The 13,457-nt window shown below is 71.2% G+C and carries 15 protein-coding genes and 1 tRNA gene; 11 read left to right on the top strand and 5 right to left on the bottom strand.

Annotated features, from left to right (window positions below; all coding sequences use genetic code 11):
- Window positions 1-20: 20 nt before the first annotated feature.
- Entirely contained in the window at window positions 21-1,352 is a 1,332-nt protein-coding gene (locus VFV67_RS21315; RefSeq protein WP_326472341.1) for an alginate O-acetyltransferase AlgX-related protein, read from the bottom strand.
- The gene (locus VFV67_RS21320) at window positions 1,345-2,514 is read right to left on the bottom strand and encodes a hypothetical protein (protein ID WP_326472342.1); all 1,170 of its coding nucleotides are present in this window, start codon (window positions 2,512-2,514) and stop codon (window positions 1,345-1,347) included. The genes VFV67_RS21315 and VFV67_RS21320 overlap by 8 nt, the downstream gene beginning before the upstream one ends.
- A gap of 133 nt (window positions 2,515-2,647) precedes the next feature.
- Between VFV67_RS21320 and msrA the strand changes: the two genes are divergently transcribed.
- The 7 genes from msrA (at window position 2,648) to VFV67_RS21355 (ending at window position 7,088) form a co-directional block, all read left to right on the top strand.
- Window positions 2,648-3,307, top strand: a complete 660-nt coding sequence (msrA, locus tag VFV67_RS21325; protein WP_326472343.1) for a peptide-methionine (S)-S-oxide reductase MsrA — start codon at window positions 2,648-2,650, stop codon at window positions 3,305-3,307.
- Between the two features lie 29 nt (window positions 3,308-3,336).
- Window positions 3,337-3,672: a type II toxin-antitoxin system RelE/ParE family toxin gene (locus tag VFV67_RS21330; protein ID WP_326472344.1), complete on the top strand. Its 336-nt coding sequence runs from the start codon at window positions 3,337-3,339 to the stop codon at window positions 3,670-3,672.
- A gap of 5 nt (window positions 3,673-3,677) precedes the next feature.
- A complete protein-coding gene (locus VFV67_RS21335) occupies window positions 3,678-3,977 on the top strand; it encodes a helix-turn-helix transcriptional regulator (RefSeq protein WP_326472345.1) in 300 nt (99 codons plus the stop codon).
- Window positions 3,978-4,039: 62 nt separating this feature from the next.
- Window positions 4,040-4,115 (top strand) — tRNA-Gly (locus tag VFV67_RS21340).
- Between the two features lie 185 nt (window positions 4,116-4,300).
- A complete protein-coding gene (locus tag VFV67_RS21345) occupies window positions 4,301-5,686 on the top strand; it encodes a sigma-70 family RNA polymerase sigma factor (protein ID WP_326472346.1) in 1,386 nt (461 codons plus the stop codon).
- A gap of 80 nt (window positions 5,687-5,766) precedes the next feature.
- Complete coding sequence (locus VFV67_RS21350) at window positions 5,767-6,210, top strand: DUF983 domain-containing protein (RefSeq protein WP_326472347.1); 444 nt, start codon at window positions 5,767-5,769, stop codon at window positions 6,208-6,210.
- A gap of 14 nt (window positions 6,211-6,224) precedes the next feature.
- The gene (locus VFV67_RS21355) at window positions 6,225-7,088 is read left to right on the top strand and encodes a DNA-formamidopyrimidine glycosylase family protein (protein WP_326472348.1); all 864 of its coding nucleotides are present in this window, start codon (window positions 6,225-6,227) and stop codon (window positions 7,086-7,088) included.
- Here the strand turns inward: VFV67_RS21355 and VFV67_RS21360 are convergent, their stop codons facing one another.
- The 3 genes from VFV67_RS21360 to VFV67_RS21370 are packed head-to-tail and all read right to left on the bottom strand — an operon-like array spanning window position 7,089 to window position 9,908.
- Window positions 7,089-7,706, bottom strand: coding sequence for a lactate utilization protein C (locus VFV67_RS21360; protein ID WP_326472349.1), 618 nt, complete (start codon window positions 7,704-7,706; stop codon window positions 7,089-7,091).
- Window positions 7,699-9,141 (bottom strand): lactate utilization protein B, encoded by a 1,443-nt coding sequence (locus tag VFV67_RS21365; RefSeq protein ID WP_326472350.1) that lies wholly within the window; start codon window positions 9,139-9,141, stop codon window positions 7,699-7,701. The genes VFV67_RS21360 and VFV67_RS21365 overlap by 8 nt, the downstream gene beginning before the upstream one ends.
- Entirely contained in the window at window positions 9,123-9,908 is a 786-nt protein-coding gene (locus tag VFV67_RS21370) for a (Fe-S)-binding protein (protein WP_326472351.1), read from the bottom strand. Before VFV67_RS21370 ends, VFV67_RS21365 begins: the two co-directional genes overlap by 19 nt.
- A 6-nt stretch (window positions 9,909-9,914) precedes the next feature.
- Between VFV67_RS21370 and VFV67_RS21375 the strand changes: the two genes are divergently transcribed.
- The 4 genes from VFV67_RS21375 (at window position 9,915) to VFV67_RS21390 (ending at window position 13,444) form a co-directional block, all read left to right on the top strand.
- Entirely contained in the window at window positions 9,915-11,207 is a 1,293-nt protein-coding gene (locus VFV67_RS21375) for a sensor histidine kinase (protein ID WP_414636309.1), read from the top strand.
- Window positions 11,208-11,225: 18 nt separating this feature from the next.
- The gene (locus tag VFV67_RS21380; RefSeq protein ID WP_326472352.1) at window positions 11,226-12,104 is read left to right on the top strand and encodes a S49 family peptidase; all 879 of its coding nucleotides are present in this window, start codon (window positions 11,226-11,228) and stop codon (window positions 12,102-12,104) included.
- Between the two features lie 88 nt (window positions 12,105-12,192).
- On the top strand, window positions 12,193-13,011 hold the full coding sequence (locus VFV67_RS21385; protein WP_326472353.1) for a LytR/AlgR family response regulator transcription factor: 819 nt from the start codon (window positions 12,193-12,195) through the stop codon (window positions 13,009-13,011).
- A gap of 25 nt (window positions 13,012-13,036) precedes the next feature.
- Window positions 13,037-13,444 (top strand): hypothetical protein, encoded by a 408-nt coding sequence (locus tag VFV67_RS21390; protein ID WP_326472354.1) that lies wholly within the window; start codon window positions 13,037-13,039, stop codon window positions 13,442-13,444.
- The last annotated feature ends 13 nt before the right edge of the window (window positions 13,445-13,457 follow it).

Below are 13,457 nucleotides of genomic sequence, written 5' to 3' on the forward strand. Positions count from 1 at the left end.
GCGGGTACCGGAGCCCGTGCCTACCGCATCGGATGCTGGGACAGCACGGAGAGCATGCCGTCCACCACGTTCGGTTCGAGCAGCAGGCTGTTGCCGGAGGCCAGGGTCCGCTCGACGACCTCGACCGCGACCACCTTGTTCCAGGCCAGCATCTCACCGGCGGACCAGCCGTAGTCCTTGCTGACGCCGCCGTAGTGCAGCACGGTGATGTCGCTGAACGACGCCGCGAGGTAGCGCATGGCCCGGATGGTGAACGAGTCGGCGAGCAGCCCGACCTTCTCCGTCACCTTGCCCGGACCGGTGGCCGAGGTCAGCTGGGTCGGGCGGGTGAAGTCGGTCGGCGGCGAGGTGGCCTGCTCCTGCAGACCGCCCGGCCGGATGGCGTAGTACCGGCCGTCGATCTCGCCGGACCGGCCGATCAGCGGCGGCAGGTCCGCCGACGTCCGCCACGGCTCCCGGGGGCTGACCACCCAGCTTCGGCTGATCCCCGGGTGCAGCTTCTCGGCCAGCGCCCTGGCCATCTCCACGCCGCCCTCGTCGCCCCAGTGCGCGTCCAGCGGCGGGTAGACCGGCCGGCCGAGCCGGTCACCGGCGACCCGGAGCTCGTCGCGCATGTCGACGACGAAGGGCTCGCGGGACAGCAATCGCCACAGCTCGTCGGTCACCTTCCGGGCGCAGTCCTTGCCCACGTAGTTGTCCGGCAGGTGCTGCGGCACCATGGTCGTCTTGTCCGGCGCGACCACCAGCACGAACGTGCGCCCGGACGCCTCGACGCCGTCCCGCAACCGGCGCAGCTGGGCCAGGGTCTCGCTCAGCGCGCGGTTCTGCCGGCACCGGCCGAGCACGTCGTCCCCGAGGTACATCCAGCCGTCCTTGCCCTCGATCACGGCGGGCACGGTGATGTTGTTGCTCTCCTTGGGAACGTTGAAGCTGATCGGCCCGGACGGGCCGGCGGAGGCCTGGCCGCCGCCGAGCGGGGGCGGCTCGCCGAACACCCCACGGCTGACCGAGTCGGCCAGGTCGATCGCGTTCTCCCGGTACACCAGATGGTCGGTGGCCCAGGGCACCAGGCCGGTGAAGAACTCCCAACCCCGGGCCGGACTGGGAAACGACGCCAGCGCGTGGTTCTCGATCTGCGCGGGCCGCACGCCGAGGCCGAGGCTGACCAGCGGCGTGCAGAAGAAGATGGCCGCGCAGGCCAGGGCGAAGCGTTGCCGGCCGCCGTGCCGCGGGCGATGCAGGGCGTGCTCCTTGGGGAGCCACGCCTCGTGGATGGCGGGCAGCGTGGACTCCGCGGGCGGCATCGTCACCGGGGCGACGGGCTCGCTCACCTGCGCGGACTGGTCACTCACCTGCGGCAAGCGCCTTCAACTGTTCGGTCAACACCTGGTCGAACGCCTCGCGGACCTGTTCTATGTCGTCGCCGTACACCTGGATGCGCACGGTCGTGCTTCCGTGTACATAGTGTGCCCGGATGGTGGCCGGGTGGTCGGCGGCCTTCGGAACCTCGGCGGCCAGGACGCCCTGCGGCGACCCGGTCATGGCCTGCAGCCCGTAGTTGAGCTGTAACTGGGCCAGGCTGTCCCGGGCCGTGGTGGCGGCGCCCGGGTTGGCGGCCCGGGAGGTGAAGACGTAGGCGTGGTTCTGGTCGGGCAGCCTGGCCACGGTCAGCCGGGACTTGGTGGCGCCGGCCTCCTCGTAGGCCGCCACCTCCTCGGTGGTCAGGAAGTTCGCCTTGGCCGCGTCGGCGAAGGTCTCGACCGGGGCGGTCTCCTCCCTGGTGCCCGGGAGCTCCGCGACCTCGAGGTCGTCCTTGGGTCGGGTGGAGGTCGTCGTCGGCTGCGTGGTCGTCGTCGTGGTGCCCGGGCCGGCCGTCGGTTGCCCGCTGTCCTTGATGAACAGGAAGTAGGCGCCGACGCCGAGGCCGATCAGTAGCACCACGACCAAGCCGATCAGCAGGTTCCGCCCGGTGTTCGAGCGGTCGCCGGTGTCGAACACCTCCGGGCCCTGGCGGACCCAGTCCGGGCTGCCGCTCGCGGCCAGCGGCGGGAAGTCCGCCCCGGCCCACGGCGGCGCCAGTTCCTCGCCCTGCCAGCCCTGCTGCTGCGGGTAGCCGGGAGGCGGCAGGTAACCCTGCGGCGGCGCCGGCCGGGGCGGCATCCCGCCGGCATAGGCCTGCGGTGGCACGCCGGGCACGGCCGTGGTCCGGTCGACGTCGGCCGGCCGCGCGGTGTGCCAGCTGTCCACGGCCTGGGTGCGGTCGCTGTCGCCGGGCACGATCTGGGTCTTGTCCGCGTCGTCCTTGTCCGCCGGTGGCTGCGCCTGCGTCGGCTGGGGCCGGGGCGTGATCTGGGTGGCCTCCGAAGCGGGGTTCGGCTGACCCGGCTTGCCCGCTGGGTCGGCGGAGACGGCCGAGGAGAGCACCTGGTCCCGCCGCACCCGGTAGTCGTCCGCCGAGATCTGGCCTGCGGCGAGCTCCTCGTCGAGCTTGCGGAGTTCCTCCTGCCAGGACACCCCAGGCCCCCTTTCATTTGTGTGTTGCCCGCGCCCCGAACCGGCAACATTGTGCACGCCAGATGTAGCGAACCGGTTGCCGAGGTCGAACTCGCAACCTTCCTGATGCACATCCTTCCGTAGAGTGGGAGTCATGGTGCTGTTCGGCCGGCAGAAAACGCAGCTGGTGACCGCCGAGGAGGCGCTGCCCGGCCGGGCCGAGCCGCTCGCGGTGCCCACGATGCACGCGGTGTTCCCGGACCGGCGGATCGTTGCGCCGTTCCCCGATGGCATGCGCACCGCCGTGTTCGGCATGGGCTGCTTCTGGGGCGCCGAGCGACTGTTCTGGCGCACCCCCGGCGTGTGGTCGACCGCGGTCGGCTACGCCGGCGGGTACACGCGCAACCCCACCTACGAGGAGGTGTGCACCGGCCGCACCGGGCACACCGAGGTCGTGCTCGTCGTCTACGACCCCGAGGTGATCTCCTACCCCGCGCTGCTTAAGGTCTTCTGGGAAGGCCACGACCCCACCCAGGGCATGCGCCAGGGCAACGACGTCGGTACCCAGTACCGCTCCACGGTCTACCTGACCGATCCCGCCGAGCTCTCCGACGTGGAAACCACCCGGGACGCCTACCAGTCCGCCCTCGCCCGCGGCGGCCACGGCCAGATCACCACCGAAATCGCCCCCCTCGGCGACTTCTACTACGCCGAGGACTACCACCAGCAGTACCTGCACAAGGTCCCCAACGGCTACTGCGGCCTCGGCGGCACCGGCGTCAGCTGTCCCGTGGGACTCACGCCGAGCGAGTAACCGCAGCCAGCGGGTATAGCATTGACGGTATGAATGGGGGTACCGTCGAGCTGGAACCGGAAGTCCGGGAATGGTTCGAAGGGCTGCCGACCGAGGAGTTCGCCAAGGCCGCGTTCTACGTGGATCTGCTTGCGGATCAGGGAGCGTTGCTCGGCGAACCGTATACCCGGCAGCTCGACGGCAAGCTGCGCGAGCTGCGGTTTCACCTGAGCGACGATGCGGTCCGGGTGACGTATTGGATCGCGACGGGCCGGCGAATCGTCCTTCTCACGGTCTTCCGGAAGACCCGGATGCGGGAGGGCCCGGCGGGCCTTGCGGCGTTGTGTGGCGGAAGGGCACTCGGCGGACGAGTACGTCAGGAGTGAACACGATGGCTGACCGGACCAGCTGGCGGGAGCTGCGTGACCGGCGCATGGCAGAGCCCGGCGCGGAGGAGGGCTACGCGGCGGCCCGGCTCGCTTTCGAGCTGGGTGCCGCGGTTCGTTCGATGCGGGAACAGCGCGGTTGGACGCAGGCCCAACTCGCGGAGACCGCCGGCATGACGCAGCCGGCGGTCGCTCGGTTCGAGGCGGGTGGCACCGTGCCGACGATTCCGGTCCTGGAACGTCTGGCCCACGCGCTGGACGCCAGGCTCATCGTGCAGCTCGAACCGGGAACCTCGGCAGCCTGAGCCGGGCCGCCCGGTATCTGGGGCGGTGCGGGGCCGGCGGTCGGATAGACTGGCGGCACCGTGCGGACGTAGCGCAGTTGGTAGCGCATCACCTTGCCAAGGTGAGGGTCGCGGGTTCGAGTCCCGTCGTCCGCTCCAAATTGGTCCGGAATGGCGGCATCCGGGGCAGGGTCGGGGTGCTGTCGGCGCAGGCGCGCAGTGGGCCGGATGGCTCACGACTTTCGTCGGGTTCCCGTTAACGTTCTTCACGTTTGCGGGCACAGCCAATATTCCTGTGGGATGTTGGCTTACCAGTCTGGTCGCCGGGAGGAGGTTCTGGCCGGATGACCGCGCCCAGCGACGACCACGACGCAGCCGACCGCGTGTTGTTGCGGCGGCTGCGGGCGGGGGAGGACGCGGCCTTCGGGGAACTCTTCGCCCGGCACTCGGCGGCGGTGCGGCGCCTGGCGTTCGGCCTGGTGAACGACCGGGTCGAGGCCGAGGACCTGACCGCGGAGGCGTTCTTCCGGGTATTGCTGGCAATTCGGCGCGGCGCCGGGCCGGTCGAGAACGTGCGCGGCTACCTGTTGATCGTGACCCGCCGGGTGGCCTGGGAGTGGCACTCCCGCCGCCGCGACGTGCCGGTGTCCGACGAGGAGCTGCGGTACCGGGTCGGTGCCGGACCGGACACCTCCGGCCAGGCCACCGAGAAAAACCTGATCACCCGCGCGTTCACCAGCCTGCCCGAGCGCTGGCGCAGCGTGCTGTGGAAGGTCGAGGTCGAGGGCGAGCGCCCGGCCGTGGTGGCCACCAACTTCGGCTTGTCCGCCAACGCCACCGCGGCGCTGGCCCGCCGGGCTCGGCAGGGCTTACGCGCCGCCTACCTGCAGGCCCACCTGGCCGTCGACCGCGGCTCCACCGGCTGCCGGTGCGTGCTGGAGAAGCTCGGCGCCTACACCGCCGGCAGCATCAAGGGCTCCGAGCGGCGCCGGATCCGGGCGCACCTGGCCGGCTGCGCGAACTGCGCGGCGATGCACGCCGAGCTGCACGAGGTCTGCTCCGGGCTGCGCTCGCACGCCGCGCTGGTGGCCGTCCCGGTGGCCGCGCTCGCCGGTCTCGGCGCCACCTTCAAGAGCGTGCTGGCCAGCGCCAAGGTGCAGGTCGGGCTGGCCGCGTCGTCCGCAGCCGCGATGGGCGTGCTCGGTGTGGTGGCCGGACCGTGGGGCTTCGGCGAGTACACCACCGCGCCCGACGACCTGGACGGCCGGCGCGGCGTGCAGCTGACCATCGCCGACGCCCCGACCAGCCCGCAGACCATCGCGCTGACCACCGGCGCGCTCAGCACGGCGGCCGTGGTGCCGAGCCGGCGCCGCAACCCGCTGGCCACCCCCGCGGCCCTGCCGGCGTCCTCGACCCCGGTCGCGGTGCCGGCGAAGACCCCAGGCGGCTACGACGAGGGCGCCCGGGTGGTGTACCGGGAGACCGCGGTCGAGGAGCACGTGCAGATCTTCGACGACCACGCGGTCGTGTACGAGACCACGTCGGTGACCGAGGTGAACGCGCTGGACCAGACCCGGGTGGTCACGCACACCACCAGCCGCACCAAGCCGGTCCCGCCGGTGGTCGCGGCGACCAGTCCGGCCGATTCCAAGCCGCCGGCAACCACCACGACGACGCCCGGGCCGCCGAGCGTGCCGAAGGCGGTGCCGGCCGCACCGTCCGGTCCCTGACGGCGTATACCACACGCACCGTGGCGATCAAGATCGCTGACGGTCGCTTTCCGCAGCCGGTAAATGTCAGAATTGACCCCATGTTGCGGGTGGTTCGTGGCGCCGACGACCGGGTGTGGACGCTGCAGGCGGACATGGAGTGGCGGACCCCGGCCTCGGAAATCGAGTTCGAGCACGACATCAGCTCAAGCCGCGGTTCGGCGCTGGTGCTCGCCGTCGTGGTGGTGGTGCTGGCCGTTGCGCTGATCACCTGGACCCCGGCGGACGTGGTCGTGCCGCTCTGGCTGGTGCTCATGCTGGTGCTGCTGATCATGTTCTTCCCGCTGCGCTGGATGTTGCGCCGGCCGTGGGAGATCAGCGCGGCCACCGGCGACGACGGCGACGGCAACCCGACCGAGCAGTGGGTCGGCGCCGTGCGCGGGGTGCTCAACGTGCGGCAGCAGGTGTCCCAGGTAGCCCGTAACATCGCGGACAAGTCGACTCCCGGCGTGGACGGTCCCCTGCGACAGGTCACGCCGGACTAGCGCAGGGCGGTGCGGTGCCGGAACTACCCGAGGTTGAGGCGCTCGCCCATCACCTGCGTGCGCACGCCGCCGGCCGGACGGTCGCGCGGGTGGACGTGGCGTCGCTGGCCGTGCTCAAGACCGCCAGCCCGCCGTGGACCGAGTTGGCTGGCCGGGAGGTGACCGGAGCCGGGCGGCACGGCAAGTTCCTGGACCTGGACTGCTCCGGCCTGCATCTGGTCGTGCACCTGGCAAGGGCCGGCTGGCTGCGCTGGTCGGACACGCTCTCGGCGGCGCCGCCCAAGCCCGGGCGCGGGCCGCTCGCGCTGCGGGTGCACCTGGGCCGGCCGGGTGACGGACCCGGGTTCGACCTCACCGAAGCGGGCACCAAGAAGGGCCTCGCGGTGTGGATCGTGACCGACCCGGCCGAGGTGCCGGGGGTGGCCGGGCTCGGGCCGGACGCCCTTTCGGTCACCCGGGACCAGTTGGCCGGGTTGCTCGCCGGTCGCTCCGAGCGGCTGAAGACCGCGCTGACCACGCAGAAGATCCTGGCCGGGGTGGGCAACGCCTACTCCGACGAGATCATGCACACCGCCCGGCTCTCGCCGTACGCCACCGCCGGAAAGCTGGACGACGACGCGCTCGACCGGCTGCACACCGCGCTGCACGGGGTGCTGTCCGACGCGGTCGCCCGCTCGGTCGGGCAGGAGGCGGCCCGGCTGAAGGGGGAGAAGCGCTCCGGGCTGCGGGTGCACGCCCGGACCGGGTTGCCGTGCCCGGTGTGCGCCGACACGGTGCGCGAGGTTTCCTTCGCGGACAAGGCTTTCCAGTACTGCCCGACCTGCCAGACCGGCGGCAAGCCGCTGGCCGACCGGCGGCTGTCCCGGCTGCTCAAGTGATCAGCTGACCAGCAGCACCTCGAGGGTGCGCGGGCCGTGCACGCCCTCCACCCGGTTCAGCTCGATGTCGCTGGTGGCCGACGGACCGGAGATGAACGTCAACGGGCGCACCGGATCCAGCCGGTCCAGCGCCTCCGGCACGGTGCCGATCACCTGCTTTGCCCGCACCACGCACAGGTGGTAGTCCGGCACCAGGGTGAGCGCCCGCCTGCCCTGCCCGGTGCCGGCGTCCAGCACGATGGTGCCGGTCTCGGCGATGGCCACCGCAGCGCCGGTGAGCACGCCGTCCACCCCGTCCAGGATGTCCACGCTCAGCACCGGGTCGTCGTCGATCAGCCAGTCGAACCCATCGGTGCACCACGCGGCCGGCACGTCGGCCGGCACCGCGATCCGCCGCGCACCGCGGGCCCGCAGCGCATCGGCGACCGCGGCCGGCAGCCGGCGCGCGCCGACCCGGTGCACGGTGGCCCGGTAGTCGGCGACCCGCTCGGCGAACAGCGCGAGCGGATCCGCGGTCGGGCGCGCGGTGTCGTAGTCCCGGGGCACCGGCCCGGCGGTGGGCGCATCGGCGACCGCCCGGCGGATCCGGCCGAGGATCTCGGTTCGCGCGTCAGCCACGGGTCCTCCGCCACCACGACCGGAACGACTCCTTGGGCGGCGCCGGGACATCCCGGCTGTCCGTCCACTTGGAACCGGGCCACGGCAGGTGCGAGATCTGCCCGTCCCGGCCGAGGAACCGGGCCAGCGATCCGGCCTTCTGCGCCGCCTCGTACCGCCTCGGGTTGCCGAGGATCCAGGCCAGGGCCGCCATCCCGGCCGCTTCGCCCGAGCGTTTTCCTTTGGCCGCAACGGCTTGCCCGCGCAGATGGACCAGCACCTCCGGGATGTCGATGCGCACCGGACAGACCTCGAAGCAGGCGCCGCACAGCGTCGAGGCGTACGGCAGGGAATGGACCTGTGCCGCCTCCGCCTTGCTCTGCGGGTCGGTCACCAGCTGCGGGGTGAGGATCGCGCCGATCGGACCGGGGTAGACCGAGCCGTACGCGGCGCCGCCGGTGCGCTCGTAGACCGGGCAGACGTTGAGGCAGGCGGAGCACCGGATGCAGCGCAGCGCCGCCCGGCCGACCGGGTCGGCGAGCGTCGCGGTGCGGCCGTTGTCCAGCAGCACCAGGTGGAACTCCTGCGGACCGTCGCCGGGCGTGACCCCGGTCCAGACGGAGGTGTACGGGTTCATCCGCTCCGCGGTGGACGAGCGCGGCAGCAGCTGCAGGAACACCTCGAGGTCGCGCCAGGACGGCACCACCTTCTCGATGCCCATCACGGTGATCAGGGTGCGCGGCAGGGTCAGGCACATCCGCCCGTTGCCCTCCGACTCCAGCACCACGATCGATCCGGTGTCGGCCACCGCGAAGTTGGCTCCGGACACCGCGACCGTGGCGGAGAGGAACTTGCGCCGCAGATGCGCCCGGGCCGCCTCGGCCAGCGCGGTGGGCGTCGCGGGGAGATCGGCGGGCGCGTCCGGCATCCGGCTGGCGAAGATCTCCCGGATCTCCGCGCGGTTGCGGTGGATCGCCGGCACCAGGATGTGCGACGGCCGGTCGTGTCCCAACTGGACGATCAGCTCGGCGAGATCCGTTTCCACCACACCGATTCCGCCGGCCTCGAGCGCCTCGTTCAGCGCGATCTCCGCGGTGGCCATGGATTTCACCTTGACCACCTCGTCGGCGCCGGCCGCGCGGGCCAGCCGGAGCACGATCTCGTTGGCCTCGGCGGCATCCCGGGCCCAGTGCACCACGCCGCCGCGCGCGGTCACCGCGGCCTCCAGCCGTTCGAGGTAGGTGTCCAGCCGGAACAGCACCTCGTTCTTGATCGCCTCACCGGCCCGGCGCAGCCGCTCCCAGTCCGGCAGTTCCTCGACCGCTGCGGTGCGTTTGGTCCGGATGGTGTGCGTGGCGTGCCGAAGGTTGCGGCGCAGCTGCGGGTCGGCCAGCGCCGCCGCGGCGGCCCGGGGAAACGTCGGCGTGCCCAGCCAGGTCACCGGGTTACGACCCATGGCTCCTCCTCCGTGCTGGCCAGGATCTCCGCCAGGTGCACGGCGCGCACCCCGGACCGGGTGCGGGACAACCCGCCACCGATGTGCATCAGACACGAGTTGTCGCCCGCGGTCACGAACTCCGCGCCGGTGCCGAGCACGTTCCACATCTTGTCGGTGAGCATCGCGGTGGACGTCGCGGCGTTCTTCACCGCGAACGTGCCGCCGAACCCGCAGCAGGACTCCGCCTCGTCCAGCTCGACCAGCTCCAGCCCGCGCACCGCGCGCAGCAGCCGCAGCGGCCGGTCGCCAACGCCGAGCAGCCGCAGCGAATGGCAGGTGGGGTGGTAGGTGACCCGGTGCGGGAAGTAGGCCCGCACGTCGGTCACCTCGAGCACGTCGACCAGGAACTCGGACAGCTCGTAGACCGGCGCCACCGACCCGTTGCCCAGCCGCGGATGCACCTCCCGGATCATCCCGACGCACGATCCGGATGGCGCCACCACCGCGTCGTAGCCGGCGAACGCCCGGGCCATCGCCCCGGCCAGCGGCGTCGCCTGCTCGCGGTAGCCGGTGTTGTAGTGCATCTGCCCGCAGCAGGTCGCGTCCATCGGCAGTTCCACCGCGCAGCCGAGCCGTTCCAGCAGGCGTACCACGGCTTTCGCGGTGTCCGGAAACAACGTGTCCGTCAGGCACGTCGGAAATAACGCTACCCGGGTTGTCTGGACCGCCACGGGAGTTACCGTATCCTGGTGCGCCTTGTGAGCCCGCTGTCGACGATCGAGCATTGAGCCGTGTCCGGACTGTGGGCCGAACAGGTCTTGGTCGGGGCGATCGCGGTCTGCGTCGTCTCCGGACTGTTCTTCGCGTGGCTGCTCAACCGCAAGAGTGACGGGTCCGTTCCGGATGCCGTTCTGGACGCGGTGCAGCGGCTGTCGCAGGCGGCGCCGCAGCTACGGGACGGGTTGACCGAGGAGGCCGCGGACCAGGCCACCAAGCATCTGGTGGAGATGCTCAAGTGCGTCGCGATCGGGATCACCGACTCCTCCGGCCGGTTGCTGTCCTGGGACGGCGAGGCCAACGAGCACTACGAGGGCATGATGGGCGCGATCGACGCGGCCAAGCGCACGGCCCACCGCGAGCACATCAACCACACCGACCTGCAGTGCGACCACAGGGGACGCTGCCCGATGCGCACCGCGGTGATCGTGCCGCTGATCATCGACGGGGACGTCGAGGGCACGCTGATCGTGGTCGGCGGGGCGAACAGCAAGCGGCTGATCCGGGCGGCCGACGAGGTGGCCCAGTTCATCTGCATCCAGTTGGAGCTGGCCAAACTGGACGAGTCCAAGCAGCAGTTGGCCAAGGCCGAGCTGCGGATGCTGCGCGCGCAGATCTCGCCGCACTTCCTGTACAACGCGCTGAACGCGATCTCCTCGCTGATCCGCACCGATCCCGAGCGGGCCAGGGACCTGCTGCACGAGTTCGCCGACTTCACCCGCTACTCGTTCCGCTCCGAGGGGCTGTTCACCACGCTGGCCGAGGAGCTGCGCAACATCGAGCGCTACCTGGCCATCCAGTGCCAGCGTTACCAGGAGCGGCTCACCGTCCGGATCAAGATCGCCCCCGAGGTGCTGTCCGTGGTGGTGCCGTTCCTGGTGCTCCAGCCGCTGGTGGAGAACGCGGTGCAGCACGGCCTGTCCACCAAGCCGGGCGGCGGCACGGTGACCGTGATCGCCCAGGACAACGGCAACGAGGCGCTGATCAGCGTCGAGGACGACGGCGTCGGCATGGACGCCGACCGGCTGTTCTCCGACCTGCGCAACGCGCACAAGACCGGCGCGCACGTCGGCCTCGGCAACATCAACCACCGGATGCGTTCGGTGTTCGGCGACGAGTACGCGCTGATGGTGGAGACCGCCCCGGGCGCCGGCATGAAGGTGATCCTGCGGGTGCCGAAGTTCTTCCCGGGTGTGCGCGCCGACCTGCCGGACTTCGAGGCGGACGCGGCCGACGAGGCCGAGGAGCCCGGCGCCGCGCCGGCCGCGGGCGACGACGTCGGCCCGCGGGCCCGTCAACTGCGCTGACACGTATGGTTGGTTGACATGAGCGTGTCCGACAAGCTGGTCTCCAAGTTGCCCAGAATCGGTGACCGTGGCGGGAACTCGCGGGTGGTCGCGGTGGTCCGGCTGCACGGCGTGATCACCCCGACCCCGTCACCGCTCGGCCGGGGCACGATCAACATCAACACCGTCGAGTCGGCTCTGACCAGGGCGTTCGATCACGACCGGCTGGCCGCGGTGGCGCTGGCGATCAACTCGCCGGGCGGTGCGGCCACCCAGTCCGCGCTGGTCGCCGAGCGGATCAGGGAACTGGCCGCCCGCAAGAAGGTCCGGGTGCTGTCGTTCTGCGAGGACGTGGCGGCCTCCGGCGGGTACTGGCTGGCCTGTGCCGGGGACGAGATCTACGCGCACCCGTCGTCACTGGTCGGCTCGATCGGGGTGGTCTCGGCCGGGTTCGGCCTGACCGGGCTGCTCGAGCGGGTCGGCGTGGAGCGCCGGGTGTACACGGCGGGCACGCACAAGGTGCGGCTGGACCCGTTCCGGCCGGAGAAGCCGGAGGACGTGGCGTGGCTGACCGGCCTGCAGTCCCAGCTGCACGAGCAGTTCGCCGGCTGGGTGCGCGATCGGCGCGGGGACAAGCTGGCCGCGGACGGCGACCTGTTCTCCGGAGAGGTGTGGACCGGGGCGAAGGCGGTCGAGCTGGGGTTGGTGGACGGGCTGGGCAACCTGCGCGAGGTGATCGCGGAGCGCTACCCGGACGCCGAGGTGAGCGTCGCCGAGCCGAAGCGGCCGCTGCTGGCCCGGTTGGGGCTGGCCGGCGCGGCCGGGGTGGGACCGTGGGCCGGGTCGACGGCGGACCGGGTGCTCTCGGCGGTGGAGGCGATCGAGGTGCGTGCGACATGGTCCCGATTCGGTCTGTGACCAACCATCACGCTCCGTCGCCCGTCCGGGTGGCCCCCGATCCGACCATGGACATCCGCGGGGTTCGATCGGCAGGATTCGACCTACTGTGAGTACCGCATCCAACCCCCCCGGTCTCGTCGTCCTCGCCGTGGACGACGAAAAGGACGGCATGGAGGCGCTCGCCGAGCGGTTGAACAACAACCGCTTCGTGCGGCGGGTGATCCAGGCCTTCGACGCCACCGGCGCGCTGCGCATCCTGTCCGGCGACGACCATGAGCTGGCCGCGCGCCGCGACTCCGGCCGGCCGATCGTGGACGCGGTGTTCTCCGACCTGAAGATGCCCGGGCTGACCGGCATGGAGATGGCCAAGGTGCTGACCGGGTTCAAGCCGTCCCCGGTGCTGATCTTCGTGACCGGGCACGGCGAGGGCGAGCAGGCGGTGGAGGCGTTCGAGCTGGGCGCGGTGGACTTCATCCCCAAGCCGTGCGACCAGTCCCGGATGGACCGGGCGATCCAGCGGGTGCTGTCCAAGCTGCGCGGCGACGGCCTGACCGGCGAGTCGCCGTCGGCCGTCGAGCCGAGCGACGACGAGGTGATCCCGGTGGAGCTGGCCGGCACCACCAAGCTGATCCCGCGCTCGTCGGTGCGCTGGGTGGAGGCGCAGGGCGACTACGCCCGGCTGTTCACCTCGGAGGGCTCGCACCTGGTCCGCATCCCGCTTGCGCAGCTGGAGGAGCGCTGGGAGAAGGCCGGTTTCGTCCGCATCCACCGTTCGTACCTGGTGCCGGTCTCGCTGATCACCGAGCTGCAGCTGGGCGGCAACGGCTACCACGTGATCATCGGCAACGGCGAGCGCACGCTGCCGGTCAGCCGCCGGCACACCCGCGAGCTGAAGGACCGGATCACGCGCCGGGGTGCCATGTGAGCGACGGGTTACCCGGGGGATCCTCATGAGCCGGCAGCCGGCCGGGCCGGAACTGCCCGGCGACGAGTCGCCCACCAAGCCGCGGCGCAAGCGGGTGGTGCTTGCCGACTCCCGGGCCCCGGTGACCGTGCTGCGCACCGTGGTCGAGCTGGAGGAGCAGACCAGCTACGGCGAGGAGTTGGTCCGCCAGTTCATCCGGATCCAGCTCAAGGCGGCGATCAAGTTATGGCTGCCCGGGGTCCTGGCGCTGGCCTGCCTGCCGGCCCTGTTCCACTTCGTGCCGCAGCTGTCCCAGATTGAGGTCGTCGGCGTCCGGCTGCCCTGGCTGATCCTCGGCATCGTGCCGTTCCCGCTGCTGTTCGGGATCGGGTACTGGTTCAACATGATCGCCGAGCGGAACGAACGTGACTTCGTCGACATGGTCGAGAAGTAGGGTGCACGGAACA

Source organism: Actinophytocola sp., assembly GCF_035762905.1.
GTDB lineage: Bacteria > Actinomycetota > Actinomycetes > Mycobacteriales > Pseudonocardiaceae > DASYTH01.

Excerpts from the sequence above, each read along its gene's own strand:
- VFV67_RS21330 (WP_326472344.1), top strand. The coding sequence starts at position 3,337 with ATGAATGGGGGTACCGTCGAGCTGGAACCGGAAGTCCGGGAATGGTTC.
- msrA (WP_326472343.1), top strand. The coding sequence starts at position 2,648 with ATGGTGCTGTTCGGCCGGCAGAAAACGCAGCTGGTGACCGCCGAGGAG.
- VFV67_RS21345 (WP_326472346.1), top strand. The coding sequence starts at position 4,301 with ATGACCGCGCCCAGCGACGACCACGACGCAGCCGACCGCGTGTTGTTG.
- VFV67_RS21365 (WP_326472350.1), bottom strand. The coding sequence starts at position 9,141 with ATGGGTCGTAACCCGGTGACCTGGCTGGGCACGCCGACGTTTCCCCGG.
- VFV67_RS21370 (WP_326472351.1), bottom strand. The coding sequence starts at position 9,908 with ATGCTCGATCGTCGACAGCGGGCTCACAAGGCGCACCAGGATACGGTA.
- VFV67_RS21390 (WP_326472354.1), top strand. The coding sequence starts at position 13,037 with ATGAGCCGGCAGCCGGCCGGGCCGGAACTGCCCGGCGACGAGTCGCCC.
- VFV67_RS21380 (WP_326472352.1), top strand. The coding sequence starts at position 11,226 with ATGAGCGTGTCCGACAAGCTGGTCTCCAAGTTGCCCAGAATCGGTGAC.
- VFV67_RS21335 (WP_326472345.1), top strand. The coding sequence starts at position 3,678 with ATGGCTGACCGGACCAGCTGGCGGGAGCTGCGTGACCGGCGCATGGCA.
- VFV67_RS21350 (WP_326472347.1), top strand. The coding sequence starts at position 5,767 with ATGTTGCGGGTGGTTCGTGGCGCCGACGACCGGGTGTGGACGCTGCAG.